The following is a 16,644-nucleotide window of genomic DNA, read 5'->3' on the forward strand; positions in this document are numbered from 1 at the left end:
CCGGTTAGAAACGTTCATTCTCATGACTATGTTGCAGCTTTATAAACGCTCAAAGCATCTTATTGCTATTACCACTTTATTCTTCATTATTTTGCTGTCTTGTCAGTCATCCGCATTTGCGCGAGCGCAACAGAATGGTGAACTGCCGACGAAAGCGGATATCCAGAGCCAACTGGATGCGCTGAGTAAGCAAAAAGATCTTTCCGCGCAGGATAAACTGGTTCAGCAGGATCTTATCGAGACCCTCGCCACGCTGGATAAGATTGACCGCGTGAAGGATGAGACCGTTCAGCTTCGCCAGAAAGTTGCCCAGGCGCCAGAGAAAATGCGCCAGGCGACGGAGGCGTTAAATTCGCTCAGTGATGTCGATAATGACGATGAAACGCGAAAAACGCTGAGCACGCTCTCTTTACGACAACTTGAAACACGCGTCGCTCAGGTGCTGGATGACCTGCAAAGCTCGCAAAACGATCTGGCGGCTTACAACAGCCAACTGGTCTCGTTGCAGACGCAGCCTGAGCGTGTACAAAATGCGATGTACACCGCATCACAGCAAATGCAGCAAATCCGCAATCGCCTGGATGGTACCAACGTCGGTGAAGCGGCATTACGCCCCAGCCAGCAGGTTCTGCTGCAGGCGCAGCAAGCGCTACTCAATGCGCAGATCGATCAGCAGCGTAAAAGTCTGGAAGGCAACACGGTTTTGCAGGACACCTTGCAGAAACAACGTGATTATGTGACAGCCAACAGCAACCGACTTGAACATCAGTTACAGCTCCTGCAGGAAGCGGTGAACAGCAAACGGCTGACGCTCACCGAAAAGACGGCGCAGGAAGCGGTAACGCCCGATGAAGCTGAACGTATCCAGACCAATCCGCTAGTCAAACAGGAACTTGAGGTCAACCATCAGCTAAGCCAGCGTCTGATTTCCGCCACCGAAAACGGCAATGCGCTGATGCAGCAAAATATCAAGGTCAAAAACTGGCTTGATCGGGCGATGCAGTCTGAACGCAACATTAAAGAACAAATTGCTGTTCTGAAAGGTAGTCTGCTGCTGTCGCGTATTCTGTATCAACAACAGCAAACATTACCCTCAGCGGATGAACTTGCTGATATGACCAATCGGATCGCCGATTTGCGTCTGGAACAATTCGAGGTTAACCAGCAGCGTGACGCGCTGTTCCAGAATGACGCTTTTGTCGCCAAACTGGAGGAAGGGCACACCAGCGAAGTGAACACTGAAGTTCATGATGCCTTGCTCCAGGTCGTGGATATGCGCCGTGAGCTGCTGGACCAACTGAATAAGCAATTGGGTAACCAACTGATGATGGCCATTAACCTGCAGATTAACCAGCAGCAGTTAATGAGCGTATCGAAAAATCTGAAAGGGATCCTGACCCAGCAAATCTTTTGGGTTAACAGTAACCGTCCGATGGACTGGGACTGGATCAAAGCCTTCCCTCAAACGTTAAAAGATCAGTTCAAGTCGATGAAAATCACGGTGAACTGGGAGAAAGCCTGGCCAGCGGTATTTATTGCTTTTCTGGCGGGGCTACCGCTGCTGTTGATTGCCGGACTAATTCGCTGGCGTTTGAAATGGTTGAAAGCGTACCAGGAAAAACTCGCTGCTGCGGTAGGTAACTTGCGTAATGACAGTCAGCTCAACACGCCAAAAGCGATACTGATTGATCTGATTAGAGCGTTACCTGCGTGCCTGATTATCCTTGCCGTTGGTCTGATCCTGCTTACCATGCAACTGAACGTCAGCGATCTGTTGTGGGCATTCAGTAAGAAAATGGCTATTTTCTGGCTGGTGTTTGGTTTGTGCTGGAAAGTACTGGAAAAAGATGGCGTGGCGATCCGCCACTTCGGTATGCCTGCGAAACAGACCAGCCACTGGCGTCGCCAGATTGTGCGCATTAGTCTGGCATTATTGCCGCTGAACTTCTGGTCAGTGGTTGCTGAACTCTCGCCGCTTAATCTGATGGACGACGTTCTCGGACAGGTCGTCATTTTCCTGAACCTGTTGCTGATCGCCTTCCTTGTATGGCCAATGTGTCGCGAAAGCTGGCGTGATAAAGAGTCGCATGGTCTGCGCCTGATCACTATTACCGTGCTGTCGATTATCCCGATTGCGTTAATGGTGCTGACGGCTACCGGTTATTTCTATACCACGCTGCGCCTGTCTGGGCGCTGGATTGAAACGGTCTATCTGGTCATTGTCTGGAACCTGCTGTATCAGACTGTACTGCGTGGGCTGAGCGTGGCCGCACGTCGCATTGCCTGGCGCCGTGCATTAGCGCGCCGTCAGAACCTGGTAAAAGAAGGGGCCGAAGGCGCTGAACCGCAGGAAGAACCGACCATTGCGCTGGAGCAGGTTAACCAGCAAACGCTGCGTATTACGATGTTACTGATGGTTGCTCTGTTTGGCGTTCTGTTCTGGGCAATTTGGTCCGATCTGATCACCGTGTTCAGCTACCTCGACAGCATCACGCTCTGGCATTACAACGGTACAGAGGCCGGGGCCGCAGTCGTGAAAGATGTCACCATGGGCAGCCTGCTGTTTGCGATAATTGCGTCAATGGTGGCATGGGCGCTGATCCGCAACTTGCCCGGACTGTTAGAAGTGTTAGTGCTCTCACGACTCAAAATGCGTCAGGGCGCATCTTATGCCATCACTACGATCCTCAATTACGCGATCATTGCTATCGGCGCGATGACGGTGTTCGGATCGCTCGGGGTATCGTGGGATAAACTACAGTGGCTGGCTGCGGCCTTGTCGGTCGGTCTCGGTTTTGGCTTGCAGGAGATCTTCGGTAACTTTGTCTCGGGCCTGATCATTCTGTTTGAACGCCCGGTCCGTATTGGCGATACGGTCACGATTGGGACGTTCTCTGGTACGGTAAGTAAGATTCGCATTCGTGCAACCACCATCACCGACTTTGATCGCAAAGAGGTGATCATTCCGAACAAAGCGTTTGTAACGGAACGTCTGATCAACTGGTCGCTCTCTGATACCACCACACGCCTGGTGATCCGTATTGGGGTTGCTTATGGCTCAGATCTGGACAAGGTGAAGAAGGTGCTGCTGCAGGCGGCGCAGGAACATCCGAAAGTGATGCATGATCCGGAACCGGCGGTGTTCTTTACCGCCTTTGGTGCCAGCACGCTGGATCATGAGCTGCGATTATATGTTCGTGAACTGCGCGATCGCAGCCATACGGTGGATGAACTTAACCGCGCGGTTGACCGTCTGTGCCGTGAAAACGATATTGATATCGCCTTTAACCAACTCGAAGTTCACCTGCATAACGCCAAAGGTGACACAGTGACTGAAGTTAAACGTGACTTCAAAGGTGATGACCCGACACCGGCTGTGGGGTGATAAGTAAACGCCTTATCTGGCCTACGAAGTGCAATAATTCTGGACTCGTAGGCCGATACCAACAGATTCAGCTCTTTTTATGATGCAGGGAGCTGCTGTATTTTCTTTTCGTAATCCCGCTTAACAATCTCCAGCGCTTTCAGTACGGTTTCAGGCGCAACCTGATGCTCTTCCAGAAGCATAATTAAATCGACAGCCAGTTTGATGTCGTCCGGGGCGTTCTCAAGTGACATAATTTCTCCGGGGTTAACGGGTTAAACGCGCCAGCACGTTTTCTATTCTTTCCAGCGCATGACGACAGCGTGCCAGACGCGCTTCGAAAGCTTCCACTTCACGATGCAGTTTTTGCTGTTCTTCAAAGCCTGTAGCCTGAGCCAGACGCTCTTTGCGTTCACGCGTCATCTCGACCAGACGGCGCTCAAACTCCTGGTGCTGGACGCGCTTGCGCTGCCAGCGAGCGAGCCCAGGGGAGGCACTGTCCCACTCCCTGAGCGACCAGGTAGCAGTTTCGCGCATAATAGCCTCTAACTGTGAGGCAAGGTGTTCCGCAAGCCAGGTAATTTGTGGTAGTTGTTGCTGTTCAACAGCGTGGCGCAGTGCGGTGAGATTCGCGCTAGCTTCATCCAGACAGGCCTGCAACAGCGTACTGCGCGTGCGAAAAAGATGGCGATCAAAACGGGCGCTGAGTGTTGCGTGGTGCGCCAGTGGTGCGCAAAGTTGTTGCAGGCTGTTGAACTGGCTTTCGAGCTTCTGTAACAGCATGACGGTTTTCACGATAACACTCCGATGAAAATGAGAACTGTTATGCTAAAGTAGCGATTCTCTGTGTTAAGTACTTAAACTATGCAACGCATTATTCTAATCATCATTGGCTGGATAGCGGTAGTGCTGGGAACGCTGGGTGTGGTATTGCCATTGTTGCCCACTACGCCGTTTATCCTGCTGGCTGCCTGGTGTTTTGCCCGCTCATCGCCGCGTTTTCACGACTGGCTGCTCTACCGTTCATGGTTTGGCGGCTATCTGCGCCACTGGCAAAAACACCGTGCGATGCCTCCGGGGGCAAAGCCGCGCGCTATATTGTTGATATTGGTTACATTTGGCATCTCGCTGTGGCTGGTTAATATGATGTGGGTGCGTGGATTACTGTTGGTTATTCTCGCCTGTTTATTGATTTTCATGTGGCGGATACCGGTGATTGATGAAAAGCAACAAAAGCACTGAAGCGCAATAATGCCAGTTGCAATTGTCTCACGCAGCCAGTAAATTTGACCGTTTTCGAGCACAGGCGCAGGCGGTCAAAGGTTAAACAAATGTAACCTTTGCTCTTATATAGACACAAAATCATTCAAGTTGCGTCGAAACGGCAACTGAATGAATCCCCGAAGCTTACATCAGTAAGTGCCTGGGATGAATGAAGGCAGCCAACAAAGAGGCAGCTTGAAGGATAAAGTGTATAGTGCGCCGTGAAGCAATACTGTATTAATCAGGCACAAACTTATGACCGCGACTGCACAGCAGCTTGAGTTTCTCAAAAATAGCATCAAAAGCATCAACGACTACCCAAAACCTGGCATTCTTTTTCGTGATGTCACCAGCTTGCTGGAAGACCCGAAAGCGTATGCACTCAGCATTGAACTGTTAGTTGAACGCTACAAAAATGCGGGCATTACTAAAGTTGTCGGCACCGAAGCGCGTGGCTTCCTGTTTGGCGCACCGGTAGCGTTGGGGTTAGGCGTTGGTTTTGTACCCGTACGTAAACCGCGTAAGCTTCCACGTGAAGTGATTGCTGAGAGCTATGAGCTTGAATACGGCACCGATCAGCTGGAAATCCATGTTGATGCCATCAAGCCGGGTGACAAAGTACTGGTAGTGGACGATTTGCTGGCAACCGGCGGAACAATTGAAGCAACAGTGAAGCTGATCCGTCGTCTGGGTGGTGAAGTCACCGATGCGGCTTTTATCATCAACCTGTTCGATCTGGGCGGTGAACAGCGCCTGGAAAAACAGGGATTGACCTGCTACAGCCTGGTTCCGTTCCCGGGACACTGATTTCGGACGATCTTTTATCGACCAAAGTAATACCGAGACACACAACCTCGCCGTCTGCGCGAGGTTGTGTTAGCATTACCCCCTTGTGAATCCACCCTCCAGCCTTTCAGAGCCTGCCAATGAGTTATCAGGTCTTAGCCCGAAAATGGCGCCCACAAACCTTTGCTGACGTCGTCGGCCAGGAACATGTGCTGACGGCACTGGCGAACGGCTTGTCGTTAGGGCGTATTCATCATGCTTATCTTTTTTCCGGCACCCGTGGCGTCGGAAAAACCTCTATCGCCCGTCTGCTGGCGAAGGGACTCAACTGTGAAACCGGCATTACCGCTACACCTTGCGGTGTGTGTGACAACTGCCGTGAAATTGAGCAGGGGCGTTTTGTCGATTTGATTGAAATTGACGCCGCGTCTCGTACTAAGGTCGAAGATACTCGCGATCTGCTGGATAACGTTCAGTATGCGCCGGCGCGTGGCCGCTTTAAGGTCTATTTGATCGATGAAGTGCACATGCTGTCGCGCCACAGTTTTAATGCGCTACTTAAAACGCTCGAAGAACCGCCTGCACACGTTAAGTTTCTGCTGGCGACTACCGATCCGCAGAAGTTGCCGGTTACTATTCTGTCTCGCTGCCTGCAATTCCACCTTAAAGCGCTGGATGTCGAACAAATTCGCCATCAGCTTGAACATATCCTCAATGAGGAACACATCACTCACGAACCACGCGCGCTGCAACTGTTATCTCGTGCTGCAGACGGTAGCCTGCGCGATGCGCTGAGTCTGACCGATCAGGCGATTGCCAGCGGTGATGGGCAGGTCACGACTCAGGCAGTGAGCGCGATGCTCGGCACGCTTGATGACGACCAGGCGCTTTCTCTGGTTGAAGCTGTTGTGGCAGGGAATGGCGAGCGTGTTATGGCGCTGGTGAATGATGCCGCCGCTCGCGGAATTGAATGGGAAACGTTGCTGGTTGAGATGTTGACCCTGCTTCACCGTATTGCGATGGTTCAGCTATCGCCTGCGGCATTGAGCAGCGATATGGCTGCCATTGAACAGCGTATGCGTGATCTGGCACGCACTGTACCGCCGACCGATGTGCAGCTTTATTACCAGACCCTGTTAATCGGGCGCAAAGAGCTTCCGTATGCGCCGGACAGACGAATGGGTGTAGAAATGACGCTGCTGCGTGCGTTAGCTTTTCATCCGCGAGTTCCGTTACCGGAACCTGAAGTGCCGCAACAGTCATTTGCGCCCGCTGCACCTACCGCGGTGATGACACCGACGCAGGTCCCTGTACAGCAGCCTGCACCTGCACATTCGGATGTACCGTTATCTGACGCTACCAGCCGGGTTCTTGCCGCGCGCAACCAACTGCAGCGAGCTCAGGGAGCAACCAAAACAAAAAAGAGTGAACCGGCAGCCGCTCCCCGCGCGCGGCCGGTGAATAATGCTGCGCTGGAAAGACTGGCTTCGGTGTCGGAACGTGTTCAGGCTCGTCCGGCAGCGTCTGCGCTGGAGCAGACTCCGGCAAAAAAAGAAGCCTATCGCTGGAAAGCAACCAATCCGGTAGCAGAAGTAAAAGAGGTTGTTGCCACACCGAAAGCGTTGAAAAAAGCGCTGGAGCATGAAAAAACGCCGGAGCTGGCCGCTAAGCTGGCAGCAGAAGCGATTGAGCGCGACCCCTGGGCCGCGCAGGTTAGCCAGCTTTCGCTACCTAAGCTGGTAGAGCAGGTGGCGCTTAATGCCTGGAAAGAAGAGAATGGCAATGTCGTTTGCCTGCACTTGCGTTCCACGCAGCGGCACCTCAATTCCAGTGGCGCACAGCAGAAACTTACGGAAGCATTGAGCGCCTTAATGGGCTCAGCAGTTGAATTGACCATCGTTGAAGATGATAATCCTGCGGTGCGAACGCCGCTGGAGTGGCGTCAGGCTATTTATGAAGAGAAACTCGCGCAGGCGCGTGAGTCGATTATTGCGGATAATAACATTCAGACGCTGCGTCGTTTTTTTGATGCGGACCTGGACGAAGAGAGTATTCGCCCCATTTGATCGTAAGCCATATCTCATGGTTTTATGGTCGTCATCCCTTAACGTGATTGAGAGAGAAGCCTATGTTTGGTAAAGGCGGTCTGGGTAACCTGATGAAACAGGCCCAGCAGATGCAAGAAAAAATGCAGCAGATGCAGGAAGAAGTCGCCAAGCTGGAAGTGACTGGCGAATCAGGCGCAGGTCTGGTTAAAGTGACCATCAATGGCGCGCACAACTGCCGTCGCGTGGAAATCGATCCTAGCCTGCTGGAAGACGACAAAGAGATGCTGGAAGATCTGGTTGCTGCGGCATTCAATGATGCGGCACGTCGCATTGAAGAGACCCAGAAAGAGAAAATGGCCTCTGTTTCTTCCGGTATGCAACTGCCTCCTGGCTTTAAGATGCCGTTCTGATGCAAACCAGCCCGCTGTTAACTCAGCTTATGGAAGCACTGCGCTGTCTGCCGGGCGTAGGCCCGAAGTCAGCGCAGCGCATGGCGTTCACGCTGCTACAGCGCGATCGCAGCGGCGGGATGCGTCTGGCGCAGGCGTTAACGAAGGCGATGTCGGAAATCGGTCACTGTGCTGATTGCCGCACCTTCACAGAGCAAGAAGTATGTAGCATCTGCGCGAATCCGCGTCGCAAGGAAAATGGTCAAATTTGCGTGGTTGAGAGTCCGGCGGACATCTATGCCATTGAGCAAACAGGGCAATTTTCCGGGCGTTATTTCGTGCTGATGGGACACCTGTCGCCGCTGGATGGTATCGGGCCTGATGATATCGGGCTTGACCGTCTGGAACAGCGTCTGGCGTCTGAGCAAATCAATGAAGTTATCCTTGCGACCAATCCGACGGTCGAAGGAGAGGCTACCGCCAACTATATTGCCGAGCTTTGCATGCAGTATGACGTTGAAGCCAGCCGTATCGCTCATGGCGTACCGGTAGGCGGCGAGCTGGAAATGGTTGACGGCACTACGTTGTCCCATTCTCTTGCCGGACGGCATAAGATTCGTTTTTAATCAATCGGGAGCAAAAATTTTTGCTCCCGCTTGAAATACCCCTCAGCTATCCCCATCTCCCTCTCAACGCTTTTTTACCTTGTAATTGGCATTGAGGTATTTTCGACATGAAAGGACAAGAAACTCGTGGTTTTCAGTCAGAAGTAAAACAGCTTCTGCACCTGATGATCCATTCTCTGTATTCCAATAAAGAAATCTTCCTGCGTGAGCTTATCTCTAACGCCTCTGATGCGGCAGACAAGCTGCGTTTTCGCGCGCTGTCTAACCCGGACCTGTATGAAGGTGACGGCGAACTGCGTGTGCGTGTCTCCTTCGATAAAGATAAGCGTACGTTGACCATTGCCGATAACGGCGTGGGGATGAACCGTGATGACGTTATCGATCATCTGGGGACCATTGCTAAATCCGGTACCAAGTCTTTCCTCGAATCCATGGGGTCCGATCAGGCTAAAGACAGCCAACTGATCGGCCAGTTCGGGGTGGGCTTCTACTCTGCATTTATTGTTGCTGACAAAGTTACCGTGCGGACCCGTGCGGCGGGCGACAAACCGGAAAACGGCGTGTTTTGGGAATCTGCTGGCGAAGGCGAGTATACCGTTGCGGACATTACCAAAGACGATCGCGGTACGGAAATCACTCTGCACCTGCGTGAAGGTGAAGATGAATTCCTTGATGACTGGCGCGTGCGCTCCATCATCAGCAAATATTCCGACCATATCGCACTGCCGGTAGAGATTGAGAAACAGGAAGAGAAAGACGGTGAAACCGTCGTTTCCTGGGAGAAAATCAACAAGGCGCAGGCGCTGTGGACGCGTAACAAGTCGGAAATCAAAGATGACGAGTACAACGAATTCTACAAGCATATCGCGCACGATTTCACTGACCCGCTGACCTGGAGCCACAACCGTGTGGAAGGTAAGCAGGAGTACACCAGCCTGCTGTATATCCCGTCTCAGGCGCCGTGGGATATGTGGAACCGCGATCATAAACACGGTCTGAAGCTGTACGTCCAGCGTGTATTTATCATGGACGACGCTGAGCAGTTCATGCCGAACTACCTGCGTTTTGTGCGCGGTCTGATAGATTCCAACGATCTGCCGCTCAACGTTTCCCGTGAGATCCTGCAGGACAGCAGCGTCACCCGTAACCTGCGCAGTGCGCTGACCAAGCGTGTGCTGCAAATGCTGGAAAAACTGGCGAAAGACGATGCAGAAAAATACCAGACCTTCTGGAAACAGTTTGGCCTGGTACTGAAAGAAGGTCCGGCGGAAGATCACGCCAATCAGGAAACTATCGCTAAACTGATGCGCTTCGCGTCCACACATACCGATTCCTCTGCACAAACGGTGTCGCTGGAAGACTACGTGTCACGCATGAAAGAAGGGCAGGAGAAAATCTACTACATCACTGCAGACAGCTATGCGGCAGCGAAGAGCAGCCCGCACCTGGAACTGCTGCGTAAGAAAGGCATCGAAGTCCTGCTGCTTTCTGACCGCATCGATGAGTGGATGATGAACTACCTGACCGAGTTCGACGGTAAAGCGTTCCAGTCTGTGGCTAAAGCTGATGAATCCATCGACAAGCTGGCGGACGAAGTTGACGAATCGGCAAAAGAGGCGGAAAAAGCGCTGACGCCGTTCGTTGAGCGCGTGAAAACTCTGCTGGGCGATCGTGTAAAAGAAGTGCGTCTGACGCACCGTCTGACCGACACTCCGGCGATTGTCACTACCGACGCGGACGAAATGAGCACTCAGATGGCGAAATTGTTTGCCGCTGCGGGCCAGGCCGTACCGGAAGTGAAATATATCTTTGAACTCAATCCGGATCATGTGCTGGTAAAACGCACGGCAGATACCCAGGACGAAGCACAGTTTAAAGAGTGGGTTGAACTGTTGCTGGATCAGGCGCTGTTCGCTGAGCGCGGCACGCTGGAAGATCCTAACCAGTTTATCCGTCGTATGAATCAGCTGCTGGTTTCCTGATAGCTGTTCTTTAGTGCCGGATGGCGATTATCCGGCACAATGCCGAGTATTTTTGTAAGCCGGATTAAGGTGCGAGCACCTTAATCCGGCTTTTTACCTTCTGAAACCGCTCTTTTCTTAATTTTCCCGCCATTAACCGTTTCAGCGGCAAGCACCTTTCTTGAGCCAATTGCGTGATGGTGGTATCGTTTAGCGCTTTTTAAAAATATCGACAACCTTTAAGGGGATTTTCGTAATGCGTATCATTCTGCTTGGCGCTCCGGGCGCGGGTAAAGGAACTCAGGCTCAGTTCATCATGGAGAAGTACGGTATTCCGCAGATCTCCACCGGTGACATGCTGCGTGCTGCCGTGAAATCTGGCTCCCAGCTGGGCAAACAAGCGAAAGACATCATGGATGCCGGTAAACTGGTAACTGATGAGCTGGTGATCGCGCTGGTAAAAGAGCGTATCGCTCAGGAAGACTGCCGCAATGGTTTCCTGCTGGACGGCTTCCCGCGCACTATTCCGCAGGCTGACGCCATGAAAGAAGCGGGTATTGTTGTTGATTACGTTCTGGAATTCGCTGTACCGGACGAACTGATCGTTGACCGTATCGTAGGTCGTCGCGTTCATGCGGCCTCTGGTCGTGTCTATCACATCAAATTCAACCCGCCTAAAGTTGAAGGTAAAGACGACGTGACCGGCGATGAGCTGACCACCCGTAAAGATGACCAGGAAGAGACTGTGCGTAAGCGTCTGGTTGAATATCATCAGATGACTGCTCCGCTGATTGGTTACTACCAGAAAGAAGCGGAAGCGGGTAATACTAAATATGCGAAAGTAGACGGTACTCAGGCTGTTGCCGCCGTTCGCGCTTCTCTTGAAAAAATCCTCGGTTAAGTTTTACTGCAGTCAGTGCCGGATGGCGGTGTGAACACCTTATCCGGCCTACCGTTTTCGTGTAGGCCCGATAAACGTAGCGCCATCAGGCATATTCTTATTTTACCTCTTACAGCAATTAGTTCTTCTTCCTCGCTTTTCCGCTACAATTATCAACAATTTGAATCGATAAGAGGCGGTAATGCGTCAGACGAAAACCGGTATCCTGCTGGCTAATCTTGGCACCCCCGATGCCCCAACCCCCGAAGCCGTTAAACGCTATCTGCGTCAGTTTTTAAGCGATAAACGCGTGGTCGATACTTCCCGCCTGTTATGGTGGCCATTGTTGCGCGGTGTGATCCTGCCGCTGCGCGCGCCGCGCGTGGCAAAGTTGTACCAGTCCATCTGGATGGAAGATGGCTCGCCGTTGATGGTATACAGCAGGGCGCAGCAGCAGGCTCTGGCTGCACAGTTGCCGGATACCCCCGTTGCCCTGGGTATGAGCTACGGTTCCCCCTCGCTGGAAAGTGCAGTAGATGAACTGTTGGCGAATGGGGTCGAGCACATCGTAGTTTTAACGCTTTACCCGCAATATTCCTGCTCTACGGTGGCGGCGGTGTGGGACGAACTGGCACGAATTTTAGCGCGTAAGCGGGGCATTCCCGGTATCTCCTTTATTCGCGATTATGCCGATGACAGCGCCTATATTGATGCGCTGGCTAAAAGCGCCCGTGACTCGTTTGCACGACATGGCGAACCCGATTTGCTGCTGCTTTCATACCACGGTATTCCGCAACGTTACGCCGATGAAGGTGATGATTATCCGCAACGCTGTCGCGACACCACGCGTGAGCTGGTGTCGGCCCTCGGTATGGCACCGGAAAAAGTGATGATGACTTTCCAGTCCCGTTTTGGCCGGGAGCCGTGGCTGACGCCCTACACCGACGAAACGCTAAAAATGCTGGCGGAGAAAGGTACCGGTCATATCCAGGTTATGTGTCCGGGATTTGCGGCAGATTGTCTCGAAACGCTGGAGGAGATCGCGGTGCAAAACCGGGAAATATTCCTCGAGGCAGGTGGTAAGAAATATGAGTATATTCCGGCGTTGAATGCCGCACCGGAACATATCGAGATGATGCTGAAACTGACTGAAGCGTACCGCTAAAGCTGCGCCCTAAAGAAATGCGCGCCATCCTGCAGGGCATCGTCGGCGGTTTTCATCATCCGCGAATAGTGCAGGAAGGCGTGCAGCATGCCGGGGTACATTTTGTACTGACAAGGCTGCTGGTGCGCCTGTAGCGTCTGATAGAGTAACCGACTGTCGTCGATCAGCGGGTCGAACTCCGCACCTGCGATAAAACATGGCGGCACGTCGCGCGTCAGGTCATTGTTAAACAGGCAATAATAGGGTGATTCACGATCTTCAGTGCTACGCAGATACGCGTTCTCGTACATCTCCAGATCCTGATGAGTTAAGCCATCCCACTCTCCCCCCATCAGCCGGCGGCTAAGTGAATCGCGTAAACCGTAAAGCCCGTACCACAGCAGCACGCCTGTCACCTTGCCACATTCTATCTGCTTATCACGCAACCATAGCGCACTGGCGAGCGCCAGCATTGCGCCGGCAGAATCACCAGCAAAACCGATGTTACTCACATTAAGTGAGTACTCACGGGCGTGAAGATGGAAGTACTGACACACGGCGACAATTTCTTCGATGGCCTGCGGGAAGCGAGCCTCCGGTGACAGCGAATAGTCGATACCAATCACGGTACACTGGGTGTAGTGCGCCAGCAGACGCATAATGCGATCGTGTGTGTCGAGGTTGCCAAGTATAAAACCCCCGCCATGCAGGTAGTACAGCGTGGCCTTGCTATAGGACTGCGGCGAATAGATGCGTGTGGTAACGGGGCTTTGTGCGGTAGAAATGACACACTCTCTGGTACTCATTTGTGGACCATCGGCATTCCAGAACTGCCGTTCATGGATATAATGCTGACGTTGGGCCACAAAATCATCGGCGGCGGGCCACGGCGGCAGATCATCACGATGAAAATTCACCACGGCTTTCATTTCGTCTGAAATTCTGTCAAGTACGGGGATCTTGTTATCTGGCTTCATAAAACGCTCCTTGTGAAGGGTGATTTATTGTAGAAACTGATGCCGGATAAACTGAGATCTCACCGTCTGATATTGAAACTTATGCCTCATCGCATGCGCAGTCAGGAATGTGCTACCATGCACCGCTTAGTTAACCACCCGTAAAATCGACCATGAAATTTCCCGGTAAACGTAAATCCAAACACTATTTTCCTGTCAACGCGCGCGATCCGTTGCTGCAACAAATTCAAACTGAAAACGAGACCAGCGCAGCCTGGGTGGTCGGTATTGATCAAACGCTGGTGGATATTGAAGCCAGAGTTGATGACGACTTTGTGAAACGTTATGGATTAAGCGCCGGGCATTCTCTGGTGATTGGTGATGATGTCGCAGAAGCGCTCTACCAGGAGCTGGTACGTGAAAATTTGATCACCCATCAGTTTGCAGGTGGAACCATCGGCAACACTATGCACAACTATTCGGTGCTGGCGGATGATCGCTCAGTACTGCTGGGCGTCATGTGCAGCAATATCGAAATTGGCAGCTACGCGTATCGCTATTTATGCAATACCTCCAGCCGCACAGATTTGAACTACCTCCAGGGCGTTGATGGCCCTATCGGTCGCTGCTTCACCCTGATTGGCGAATCCGGTGAGCGTACCTTTGCAATAAGCCCCGGGCATATGAATAAGCTGCGTGCGGATAGCATTCCTGAATCAGTGATTGCCGGTGCTTCTGCGCTGGTGCTGACATCGTATCTGGTGCGCTGTGAGCCGGGTGAGCCGATGCCGGAAGCAACCATGAAGGCGATTGAGTTTGCTAAAAAGCACAATGTTCCGGTGGTACTGACCCTGGGAACGAAATTCGTTATTGCTGATAACCCGCAATGGTGGCAGGAATTCCTGAAAGAGAATGTCTCAATTTTGGCTATGAATGAAGAAGAGGCTGAGGCGCTGACCGGTGAAAATGATCCGCTACTGGCTTCTGACAAGGCGCTGGACTGGGTGGATCTGGTGCTGTGTACTGCGGGACCCGTGGGGCTGTATATGGCCGGCTTCACGGAAGATGAGGTCAAACGCAAAACTCAGCATCCGCTGCTGCCGGGGGCCATTGCCGAATTCAATCAGTACGAGTTCAGCCGTGCGATGCGCTATAAAGATTGTACGAATCCGCTGCGCGTTTATTCGCACATTGCGCCGTACATGGGCGGGCCGGAAAAAATCATGAACACCAACGGGGCTGGTGATGGTGCATTGGCGGCATTGCTGCATGATATTACCGCCAACAGCTACCACCGCAGCAATGTACCGAACTCGAGTAAACACAAATACACCTGGCTGACTTATTCATCGTTAGCTCAGGTATGTAAATATGCTAATCGCGTGAGTTATCAGGTGCTGAATCAGCATTCTCCGCGCCTGACGCGGGGTCTGCCTGAGCGTGAAGACAGCCTCGAAGAGTCTTACTGGGATCGTTAAACGAAGGGCCCGGTAGCGCTGAGTTTACCGGGCCTGCGTGTTTAACTGACTGACATCCGGAGCATTAACTCGTGACCATTTCACCGGCTGGCGGCGTTTCGATCAGTTCCAGCATCGTACGTGCAATTTCACGCTCGCCCATCACTACCTGATTGGCTCCGCGCTCGGTGATGTACTCTACTTCATCGTCATAATGTGCGCGGGCGATAATCTCAATCGTCGGGCATTTCTCACGCGATGAAGCGACAATTTCACCCGCTTCATAACCATTCGGGATCGTCAGCAACAGCCAGCGAGCACAATCCAGGTGCGCCAGATTCATAATCTCTTCGTTAGCAGCATTTCCGAGAACGGCGCGGATCCCTCGTGCACGAAGTTCATCCACGCGGGTACGAGAGGTTTCGATAACTACCAGAGGAATACCCGCTGCCATCAATTTGTCACCCAACAGACTGCCGACGCGGCCATAACCAACCAGCAGGGCATGATTACAGATATCGACCGGGATTTGTTTCTCTTCTTCGATAGCTTCTTCGAGTGTCTGCTCTTCCAGCGTTTCGGTTTTTGCGAGGTATTTTTCCAGCACGGCGAACAGTACCGGGTTGAGCATAATGGAGAGGATCGCCCCGGCCAACACCAGGTTTTGTCCGGCCTGCGGCAACAGGTTAAGCGCCATTCCCAGCCCTGCCAGGATAAAGGCGAATTCACCAATTTGCGCCAGGCTGGTGGCAATGGTTAATGCCGTGCGCTGTGAGTGACCAAACAGGCGTACCAGGAAGTATGCGGCAACCGATTTACCAAATATGATAATGGCCAGGGTACCCAGTACCGCCAGCGGCTGTTGGATCAGAACTAATGGGTCAAACAGCATCCCGACGGAAACAAAGAACAGCACAGCAAATGCATCGCGCAGCGGCAGGGTGTCGTGCGCCGCACGGTGGCTCAATTCAGATTCGTTCAATACCATCCCGGCGAAGAACGCACCAAGCGCAAAGGAGACATCAAACAGCTCCACGGCACCAAAAGCGATACCCAGGGCGAGAGCCAGTACTGATAAGGTGAACAGCTCACGTGAGCCTGTTGCGGCACTGCGGGCCATAATCCACGGCACCAGACGACGGCCAACCAGCATCATAATCGCGATAAACGCCACTACTTTGCCGATGGTGATGCCCATATCTACGGCCAGCGAAGCAAAGCCGACATTGTCTTTTTCCAGCATTCCGGCGACGGCTGGCAGGAGAACCAGCGTCAGAACCATCATCAGATCTTCTACAATAAGCCAGCCGATGGCGATTTGCCCGCGCTGGCTGTCAATCAGTTGTCGTTCTTCAAGAGCACGCAGTAGCACCACGGTACTGGCGGTTGAAAGACACAGTCCAAAGACGATACCGACCATCAGCGACCAGCCCAGCACAGCTGAAAGCGCCATACCCAGCAGCGTCGCCACGGCTATCTGGGCGATCGCGCCGGGAATGGCGATGGACTTTACCGCCATCAAATCCTTCAAAGAAAAGTGCAGCCCGACGCCAAACATCAGCAAAATAACGCCAAGTTCCGCCAGCTCCGGCGCAAGCTTGGTATCAGCAACAAAACCAGGTGTAAATGGACCGGCCAGAACGCCCGCTAACAGATATCCCACCAGAGGAGAAATACGCAGTTTATTGGCAAGCATGCCGAATATAAAAGCGAGCACAAGGCCGCCAACAATGGTGGTGATAAGCGGGGTGGCGTGATGCATTCCGTCTC

The 16,644-nt window shown here is 52.5% G+C and carries 14 protein-coding genes and 1 other annotated feature; of the genes, 10 read left to right on the forward strand and 4 right to left on the reverse strand.

The annotated features are described in order from the left end of the window. Positions 1 to 22: 22 nt before the first annotated feature. On the forward strand, positions 23 to 3,385 hold the full coding sequence (mscK, locus tag OH663_RS13475) for a mechanosensitive channel MscK (RefSeq protein WP_200012204.1): 3,363 nt from the start codon (positions 23 to 25) through the stop codon (positions 3,383 to 3,385). A 77-nt stretch (positions 3,386 to 3,462) separates the two neighbouring features. Here the strand turns inward: mscK and rsmS are convergent, their stop codons facing one another. Further along, the gene (gene rsmS / locus OH663_RS13480) at positions 3,463 to 3,618 is read right to left on the reverse strand and encodes a pleiotropic regulatory protein RsmS (RefSeq protein ID WP_071828900.1); all 156 of its coding nucleotides are present in this window, start codon (positions 3,616 to 3,618) and stop codon (positions 3,463 to 3,465) included. A 13-nt stretch (positions 3,619 to 3,631) separates the two neighbouring features. Next, a complete protein-coding gene (gene priC / locus OH663_RS13485) occupies positions 3,632 to 4,159 on the reverse strand; it encodes a primosomal replication protein N'' (protein WP_200012209.1) in 528 nt (175 codons plus the stop codon). Positions 4,160 to 4,228: 69 nt separating this feature from the next. Between priC and OH663_RS13490 the strand changes: the two genes are divergently transcribed. From OH663_RS13490 to hemH, 8 genes are all read left to right on the forward strand, one after another. After that, positions 4,229 to 4,606: a DUF454 family protein gene (locus tag OH663_RS13490; RefSeq protein ID WP_048221933.1), complete on the forward strand. Its 378-nt coding sequence runs from the start codon at positions 4,229 to 4,231 to the stop codon at positions 4,604 to 4,606. 276 nt (positions 4,607 to 4,882) lie between these two features. Continuing rightward, entirely contained in the window at positions 4,883 to 5,434 is a 552-nt protein-coding gene (gene apt, locus OH663_RS13495; RefSeq protein ID WP_045440640.1) for an adenine phosphoribosyltransferase, read from the forward strand. Between the two features lie 119 nt (positions 5,435 to 5,553). Then, a complete protein-coding gene (gene dnaX / locus OH663_RS13500; protein ID WP_045440644.1) occupies positions 5,554 to 7,479 on the forward strand; it encodes a DNA polymerase III subunit gamma/tau in 1,926 nt (641 codons plus the stop codon). Next, positions 6,812 to 6,876: a sequence feature (DnaX frameshifting element), on the forward strand. (Overlaps the previous gene by 65 nt.) 62 nt (positions 7,480 to 7,541) lie before the next feature. Further along, entirely contained in the window at positions 7,542 to 7,871 is a 330-nt protein-coding gene (locus tag OH663_RS13505) for a YbaB/EbfC family nucleoid-associated protein (protein ID WP_003021764.1), read from the forward strand. Next, positions 7,871 to 8,476: a recombination mediator RecR gene (gene recR / locus OH663_RS13510; protein ID WP_045440647.1), complete on the forward strand. Its 606-nt coding sequence runs from the start codon at positions 7,871 to 7,873 to the stop codon at positions 8,474 to 8,476. Before OH663_RS13505 ends, recR begins: the two co-directional genes overlap by 1 nt. Positions 8,477 to 8,583: 107 nt before the next feature. Next, complete coding sequence (htpG, locus tag OH663_RS13515) at positions 8,584 to 10,458, forward strand: molecular chaperone HtpG (RefSeq protein WP_045440650.1); 1,875 nt, start codon at positions 8,584 to 8,586, stop codon at positions 10,456 to 10,458. A gap of 235 nt (positions 10,459 to 10,693) precedes the next feature. Beyond that, positions 10,694 to 11,338, forward strand: a complete 645-nt coding sequence (gene adk, locus OH663_RS13520; protein ID WP_200012212.1) for an adenylate kinase — start codon at positions 10,694 to 10,696, stop codon at positions 11,336 to 11,338. A gap of 181 nt (positions 11,339 to 11,519) precedes the next feature. Next, a complete protein-coding gene (hemH, locus tag OH663_RS13525) occupies positions 11,520 to 12,482 on the forward strand; it encodes a ferrochelatase (RefSeq protein WP_045440655.1) in 963 nt (320 codons plus the stop codon). Here hemH and aes read toward each other — a convergent pair. Next, positions 12,479 to 13,438 carry an acetyl esterase gene (gene aes / locus OH663_RS13530; RefSeq protein WP_200012215.1) on the reverse strand — a complete coding sequence of 320 codons (960 nt, stop codon included), beginning with the start codon at positions 13,436 to 13,438 and terminating at the stop codon, positions 12,479 to 12,481. The genes hemH and aes overlap by 4 nt on opposite strands. Before the next feature lie 152 nt (positions 13,439 to 13,590). Between aes and OH663_RS13535 the strand changes: the two genes are divergently transcribed. Next, entirely contained in the window at positions 13,591 to 14,895 is a 1,305-nt protein-coding gene (locus tag OH663_RS13535; RefSeq protein ID WP_045440663.1) for an inosine/guanosine kinase, read from the forward strand. A gap of 64 nt (positions 14,896 to 14,959) precedes the next feature. Here OH663_RS13535 and ybaL read toward each other — a convergent pair whose 3' ends face one another. Further along, positions 14,960 to 16,636: a YbaL family putative K(+) efflux transporter gene (gene ybaL / locus OH663_RS13540; RefSeq protein ID WP_200012218.1), complete on the reverse strand. Its 1,677-nt coding sequence runs from the start codon at positions 16,634 to 16,636 to the stop codon at positions 14,960 to 14,962. Between the last annotated feature and the right edge of the window lie 8 nt (positions 16,637 to 16,644).

It is taken from the genome of Citrobacter sp. Marseille-Q5395 (assembly GCF_947057495.1).
In the GTDB taxonomy this organism is placed as follows: domain Bacteria; phylum Pseudomonadota; class Gammaproteobacteria; order Enterobacterales; family Enterobacteriaceae; genus Citrobacter; species Citrobacter murliniae.

Excerpts from the sequence above, each read along its gene's own strand:
- recR (WP_045440647.1), top strand. The coding sequence starts at position 7,871 with ATGCAAACCAGCCCGCTGTTAACTCAGCTTATGGAAGCACTGCGCTGT.
- dnaX (WP_045440644.1), top strand. The coding sequence starts at position 5,554 with ATGAGTTATCAGGTCTTAGCCCGAAAATGGCGCCCACAAACCTTTGCT.
- OH663_RS13490 (WP_048221933.1), top strand. The coding sequence starts at position 4,229 with ATGCAACGCATTATTCTAATCATCATTGGCTGGATAGCGGTAGTGCTG.
- rsmS (WP_071828900.1), bottom strand. The coding sequence starts at position 3,618 with ATGTCACTTGAGAACGCCCCGGACGACATCAAACTGGCTGTCGATTTA.
- apt (WP_045440640.1), top strand. The coding sequence starts at position 4,883 with ATGACCGCGACTGCACAGCAGCTTGAGTTTCTCAAAAATAGCATCAAA.
- adk (WP_200012212.1), top strand. The coding sequence starts at position 10,694 with ATGCGTATCATTCTGCTTGGCGCTCCGGGCGCGGGTAAAGGAACTCAG.
- htpG (WP_045440650.1), top strand. The coding sequence starts at position 8,584 with ATGAAAGGACAAGAAACTCGTGGTTTTCAGTCAGAAGTAAAACAGCTT.
- ybaL (WP_200012218.1), bottom strand. The coding sequence starts at position 16,636 with ATGCATCACGCCACCCCGCTTATCACCACCATTGTTGGCGGCCTTGTG.
- aes (WP_200012215.1), bottom strand. The coding sequence starts at position 13,438 with ATGAAGCCAGATAACAAGATCCCCGTACTTGACAGAATTTCAGACGAA.
- mscK (WP_200012204.1), top strand. The coding sequence starts at position 23 with ATGACTATGTTGCAGCTTTATAAACGCTCAAAGCATCTTATTGCTATT.
- OH663_RS13505 (WP_003021764.1), top strand. The coding sequence starts at position 7,542 with ATGTTTGGTAAAGGCGGTCTGGGTAACCTGATGAAACAGGCCCAGCAG.
- OH663_RS13535 (WP_045440663.1), top strand. The coding sequence starts at position 13,591 with ATGAAATTTCCCGGTAAACGTAAATCCAAACACTATTTTCCTGTCAAC.
- hemH (WP_045440655.1), top strand. The coding sequence starts at position 11,520 with ATGCGTCAGACGAAAACCGGTATCCTGCTGGCTAATCTTGGCACCCCC.